Here is a 6,001-nt window from a genome sequence, read left to right on the forward strand (position 1 = left end):
ATGATGCATCGTTTCAACTGCCTGGTGAGAGGCCATTTTGATGATATTGAGATTGTCGGTTTTAAGACACAGTTTACTATGGCTTACGGTGAGACGGAGAAATATCCGTTTATTCATGTCGATAAGGGAACAGGCATGAACAAAGGAACAGCCAATGAAGGCATTCGCGACCATAATTTCTTTGCGACTTATCTGGTAGGCCCTTTCTTGATCCTAAATCCGCTGTTCACAAAATACCTGTTGAATGATGTGATGAAACTGGATGCAAAGTTGGCCTTTGAACCGGTGATCATGCAGGCATATGAACGCCGCGTCAAAGAATTTAATGATCCGAAGACCGAATTTTAAAATCTAATCTTATATACTGCATAGGCAGCATATTTTTGCACAGACTAAGAGCAGCTTACAGAACTGTTTTTGGAGGTGTGCAAAAGTGATGAATATACAGAAATGTGCAATTGTAGGCTGCGGCGCCGTTGGGGCGACCGCAGCCTATACTTTACTTGGGAGCGGTCTTTTTAATGAATTGGTGCTGATCGATATCAATCAGAAAAAGGCAGAAGGAGAAGCCATGGATATCGGTCACGGTGTGCCCTTTATCCATCCCGTGGAAATTTATGCGGGTACCTATGAGGATTTGGCGGATGCGTATCTGGTGATTGTGACAGCCGGAGCCAATCAGCTGCCGGGAGAGTCGAGGATCAATCTGACAGAAAAAAATGTCCGGATTTTTCAGTCCATTATTCCGGAAATTGTCCGTTACAATACGGAATGCCTGCTGCTTATTGTTGCCAATCCGGTGGATATTCTGACAACTGTGGCCCTACGTCTGTCCGGTTTTCCACCGGAGAGAGTTATCGGCAGCGGAACAGTACTGGATTCTTCCAGGTTCAAGTACCGTCTGGGAGAGTATATCGGTATAGACCACCGCAATGTTCATGCATTTATTATTGGGGAACATGGTGACAGTGAGGTGGCGGTCTGGAGTTCAGCCACAGTATCCGGCATAGCTGTGAGGGATTTTTGTGATGAACTGGGGATTGTCTTTACACGGGAGCAGATGGATGAGATCGTCCGGGACGTGAAAAACAGTGCCTATGAGATTATAGAGAAAAAAGGAGCCACATTTTATGCAGTAGCGCTGGCAATCCGACGTATTGCGGAAGCGCTGATCCGGGATGAACATTCCCTGTTGACCGTGTCCGGGTATTGCAGCGGAGCCTATGAGATTGAAGATGTCTGTATTGGGCTTCCGATGATCCTGGGCAGGGATGGCATTGAGAATATTGTGGAAATTCCGTTGAATCAGTTAGAAAAAGATAATCTTCATGAATCTGCCGATGCGCTGAAAAAGGTTTTGGCGGATATGGGTATTAATTAAGATGAAAAATGCATAGATTAAGCCAGGAGTATCAATAGATAAGGTGATGCCCTGGCCTTTCAATAAAAGGCGGCAGGCAGGACCTGAAAGGACGGTTTGTGAGTGAATGACTGGATTAAACAAATAGGTCAATTCCTAATGGTTGCTTTAGGCATATTCTGTACATTGTTCATTCTAATACAAAATCCTGCGGCAGCGGCGGAGACTGGGCAGCAGGAGGAAAAAGAGAAGCTGTCATTAAACGCCCGCGCAGCAGTACTGATGGATGCTGACAGTGGGCGTATTCTTTACGGCAAAAATGAAACAATGGTCTTTCCTATGGCCAGCACAACAAAAATTATGACATTGATCGTGGCATTGGAACATAATGAACCGGATCAGATTGTGATGGCTTCAGCAGGGGCATCTGCTATGCCGGAAGTTCGTCTGGGTGTTCATGAGGGGGAACGCTACCGTATGGAAGATCTGTATTATGCCATGATGCTGGAATCTTTTAATGACGCAGCTATGATGATTGCTGAAGGTACCGTCGGCAGCGTAGAAAATTTTGCAGAACTGATGAATGAAAAAGCGATATCCCTTGGATGTACGCAGACATATTTTATAACGCCGAACGGGTTGGACGCTGCGGACGAAAAAGGTGTGCACAGCTCTACAGCAGAGGATATGGCGAAGATCATGCGATATGCGATCGACAATGAAGATTTTTTAAAAATTACACAGACAGCGGATTATTCTTTTACGGATTGTGATAGGAAAAGAAGTTTTGAGGTACATAATAAAAACGTCCTTTTGACCATGATGGATGGTGTACTATCCGGAAAAACCGGGTATACGGCAGATGCGGGCTACTGTTATGTCTGCGCTGTAAAAAAAGATGACCGTACATTTATCGCATCACTTCTTGGCAGCGGATGGCCGCCGCATAAAGGTTACAAGTGGTCGGATGTACAGACACTGCTGGACTATGGCGACAAGAATTATCGTTATCAGACTATTGATATCAGCAAAGGAGTTCCGGATAGGCAGGTACATGTTATGAACGGGGAACAGGATTTTGCTACCGTGAGAGCAAAACAGACAAATTACAGGTTCCTTTTAAGTTCGGAGGATAAAGTACATGTGGAGAGCGTGCTTCCTGGACAGTTGGAAGCACCGGTGGAGGCAGGACAGTCAGTGGGCAGTATTCAGGTGTTTGTGAATGGTGATTTGACGGCGGAAAATGATTATGTCACAATAAATAAAATAGATGCCCGATGTACTTGGATAGAACGCTTGTTAAGAAAATAAAGAATTGTCTGTCGGAGGCAGATAGGGAGCTTTTTGTTTTGTTGATAAATTATTGAAATAATACAAATATTATCGATAAAAATAGTAAAAATATACAAATGTACTTGAAGCAATACAATTAGTCTGGTAAAATAACAGATAAGAAACGGCAAAGTTTTTGTCAGTTAAGAGAGGATGAGGGCATAATTATGAGTCAGGTTAAGGCAATGTCTGCCGTGGAACGTATTGAGAGTTTGTTGGATGCCGGAAGTTTTATCGAAATCGGTGCTTCTGTTCATGCAAGAAATACGGATTTTAACATGCCGGAGAAGCAGACGCCGGCAGATGGCGTAATCACAGGATATGGTACGATCGACAGCAATCTTGTCTATGTATTTAGTCAGGATCCATCTGTGATGGGCGGAGCGATCGGAGAGATGCATGCGCGCAAGATTGAGAAGATCTATGAACTGGCATTGAAGATGGGTGCGCCGGTGATTGGTATGTACGATTGTGCGGGCTTAAGATTGCAGGAAGCAACAGATGCACTGGATGCACTTGGAAGATTATACAGACAGCAGACGGCGGCTTCAGGTGTAATTCCGCAGTATGCAGCTGTGTTTGGTCAGTGCGGCGGCGGTACAGCTTTGCTGGCGGCATTATCAGATTTTACTTTTATGGTGAAGGACACAAGCGCACTTTTTGTGAATGCACCGAATACACTGGATGATAGTTGCGGTGCAGCTGAGCGGTATGCCGGTGCAGAGTTTCAGGGCAGGGAGACTGGCAATGCGGATTTTGTCTGTGAGAACGAAGAGACATTGCTGGCACAGCTGCGTGAGCTGGTGCTGATGCTTCCGTTTAATCAGGAAGATGTTCTGGATTATGACGTATGCGAAGATGATTTGAACAGAAAGATTGCAGACTATTCAGGAACAGGTGATGTGGCACAGGTACTGAAGGATATCACGGATGTCGGCAGATATGTGGAAGTAACGGCCGGTTATACCAGAGAGATGGTGACAGCTTTTGTTAAACTGAACGGACTTACTGTCGGTGCAGTGGCCAATAGAACAGAGATTCTGGATGAGAATGGTGAGGCAGCTGAATCATTTAACGGCAAGTTGACAACAGAAGGACTTCAGAAAGCAGCAGATTTTATTCGTTTCTGTGATGCATTTTCAATTCCGGTGCTGTCTCTGGTTTCTGCAACCGGCTTTGATACAACCGTGGCCAATGAAAAGAGTGTTGCCAGAGAAGCAGCCAGACTGATTCATACTTTTGCGGATGCATCCGCACCGAAGGTGACATTGTTGACAGGTGAAGCTTACGGCAGTGCTTATCTGACCATGAATTCAGGACATATCGGTGCAGATCTTGTTTATGCATGGCCGACGGCGTCTGTTGGCATGATGCCTGCAGAGAATGCGGTAAAGATTATCTACAATGATGAGATAGATGCTTCTGATGATGCACAGGGACTGATCGCAGAGAAGGCAGCAGCTTATGCGGCTCTTCAGACGAGTCCTGAATCTGCGGCAGGCAGAGGTTATGTGGATGCGGTGATTGAACCGGAGAGCACAAGACAGCATTTGATCGCAGCATTTGAGATGCTTTATTCAAAGCGAGCCGTACGACCTTCTAAGAAGCACAGTACGCTGTAATTGGAGGCGCTATCTATGAAGAAGAAATTAATGGCTTGTGCGGCTTTTTTGCTGCCGACGCTGGCGCTTACCGGCTGTGGTTCACAGTTTGGAGATAAGATGGTAAGAGCCGGAATGAATACATTGATGGGTATGGGAACAGTCTTTGTTGTTCTGATATTCATTGCATTTCTCATATCAAGATTTAAATACATCAGTCAGCTGGAGAACTGGTTTAGAAACCGTAAGACGAAGAATGAACAGGCAGTTACTGAGACTGTTGCTGAAGAACCGGCGGCAGATGAGGAAGAAATTGATGAAACGGATGATCTGGCTCTTGTGGCAGTGATTACTGCTGCACTGGCTGCATCCCTTGAGACATCACCGGATAAGTTAATCGTCCGTTCAATTCGAAGAAAAAGTACGAACCGTTGGTAGGAGGATAAGTAATTATGAAAAACTATATTGTGACCGTTAATGGTGTCAGCTATGAAGTTTCTGTTGAGGAAGTAGGAGAGGGTCAGACAGCAGCGCCTGCAGCCACTCCAGTGAAAGCCGCTCCTGTAAAGGCAGCAGCCCCTGCTAAGAAGGCCAAAGCATCCGGAGCAGCAGGCTCTGTGAAGGTTTCTGCACCAATGCCAGGCAAGATCATTGCAGTGAAGAAAGATACCGGTGCTGCAGTGAAGAAGGGCGAAGTCATTCTTGTCCTTGAAGCGATGAAGATGGAGAACGAAATTGTTGCACCGCAGGATGGCACAGTTGCATCTGTGAATGTTGGAGCCGGTGATGCGGTTGAAGCCGGTGATGTTCTCGCAACGATGAATTAATGTCACTGTTAATTTAATTCATCTGTACGGGAGGCTTCAATATGGATTATATTTTTACAACATTAGGAAATCTCGTCCATCAGACTGCATTTTTCAATCTGACGGTGGGAAATTTCATCATGATATTTGTGGCATGCTTTTTCCTGTATCTGGCCATTGGACGCGGTTATGAGCCGCTTCTTCTTGTGCCGATCGCATTTGGTATGCTTCTGGTCAATCTGTATCCGGATATCATGAAAACTGTGGAGGAGGCGCTGCGGACGGCAGTACATCAGCGGGACTTTTGCATTATTTCTTTCTGGGAGACGAGTGGGGCATATGGCCGTCACTGATCTTCCTTGGTGTCGGTGCCATGACAGACTTTGGACCGCTGATTGCCAATCCTGCCAGCTTTCTTCTGGGAGCAGCAGCACAGTTTGGTATTTTCTTTGCTTATATTGGCGCTATGTGTCTTGGATTTGAAGATGCAGCGGCTGCAGCAATTTCCATTATCGGCGGTGCGGACGGCCCGACATCCATATATCTGGCCAGTAAGCTGGGACAGGCACATCTTATGGGACCGATTGCCGTAGCGGCATATTCCTATATGTCCCTGGTGCCGATCATTCAGCCGCCGATCATGAAGGCACTGACAACAAAAGAAGAACGTTCCATCAAGATGGAGCAGTTAAGACCGGTATCCAAACTGGAGAAAATCCTTTTCCCTATCATTGTTACTGTTGTGGTCGTACTGATTTTGCCTTCAACAGCACCTCTTGTAGGTATGCTGATGCTGGGTAATCTTTTCAGGGAAAGCGGTGTGGTTAAACAGCTTGCTGAAACAGCATCTAATGCCATGATGTATATCATCGTTATTCTTCTTGGTACATCCGTTGGTGCCA

General features: G+C 45.7%; 6 protein-coding genes and 1 pseudogene. All 7 read left to right on the forward strand.

Going from position 1 to position 6,001, the window contains the following annotated elements; all coding sequences use genetic code 11:
* The coding region (locus WMO25_RS13655) for a hypothetical protein (protein WP_494337442.1) at positions 1 to 348 on the forward strand (348 nt) is incomplete at its 5' end.
* Between the two features lie 88 nt (positions 349 to 436).
* Complete coding sequence (locus WMO25_RS13660; RefSeq protein WP_349085763.1) at positions 437 to 1,381, forward strand: L-lactate dehydrogenase; 945 nt, start codon at positions 437 to 439, stop codon at positions 1,379 to 1,381.
* A gap of 138 nt (positions 1,382 to 1,519) precedes the next feature.
* Positions 1,520 to 2,671, forward strand: coding sequence for a D-alanyl-D-alanine carboxypeptidase family protein (locus tag WMO25_RS13665; protein ID WP_349085759.1), 1,152 nt, complete (start codon positions 1,520 to 1,522; stop codon positions 2,669 to 2,671).
* 188 nt (positions 2,672 to 2,859) lie between these two features.
* Positions 2,860 to 4,314, forward strand: a complete 1,455-nt coding sequence (locus tag WMO25_RS13670) for an acyl-CoA carboxylase subunit beta (RefSeq protein WP_349085760.1) — start codon at positions 2,860 to 2,862, stop codon at positions 4,312 to 4,314.
* Between the two features lie 15 nt (positions 4,315 to 4,329).
* Positions 4,330 to 4,731, forward strand: a complete 402-nt coding sequence (locus tag WMO25_RS13675) for an OadG family protein (RefSeq protein WP_349085761.1) — start codon at positions 4,330 to 4,332, stop codon at positions 4,729 to 4,731.
* Positions 4,732 to 4,745: 14 nt separating this feature from the next.
* Positions 4,746 to 5,120, forward strand: coding sequence for a biotin/lipoyl-containing protein (locus WMO25_RS13680; protein WP_349085762.1), 375 nt, complete (start codon positions 4,746 to 4,748; stop codon positions 5,118 to 5,120).
* 41 nt (positions 5,121 to 5,161) lie between these two features.
* A pseudogene (locus WMO25_RS13685) lies at positions 5,162 to 6,001 on the forward strand (sodium ion-translocating decarboxylase subunit beta); the annotation flags it as partial.

The sequence above is a fragment of the Coprococcus intestinihominis genome (assembly GCF_040096555.1).
Lineage (GTDB): Bacteria > Bacillota > Clostridia > Lachnospirales > Lachnospiraceae > Coprococcus_A > Coprococcus_A intestinihominis.

Excerpts from the sequence above, each read along its gene's own strand:
- WMO25_RS13670 (WP_349085760.1), top strand. The coding sequence starts at position 2,860 with ATGAGTCAGGTTAAGGCAATGTCTGCCGTGGAACGTATTGAGAGTTTG.
- WMO25_RS13660 (WP_349085763.1), top strand. The coding sequence starts at position 437 with ATGAATATACAGAAATGTGCAATTGTAGGCTGCGGCGCCGTTGGGGCG.
- WMO25_RS13675 (WP_349085761.1), top strand. The coding sequence starts at position 4,330 with ATGAAGAAGAAATTAATGGCTTGTGCGGCTTTTTTGCTGCCGACGCTG.
- WMO25_RS13680 (WP_349085762.1), top strand. The coding sequence starts at position 4,746 with ATGAAAAACTATATTGTGACCGTTAATGGTGTCAGCTATGAAGTTTCT.
- WMO25_RS13665 (WP_349085759.1), top strand. The coding sequence starts at position 1,520 with ATGGTTGCTTTAGGCATATTCTGTACATTGTTCATTCTAATACAAAAT.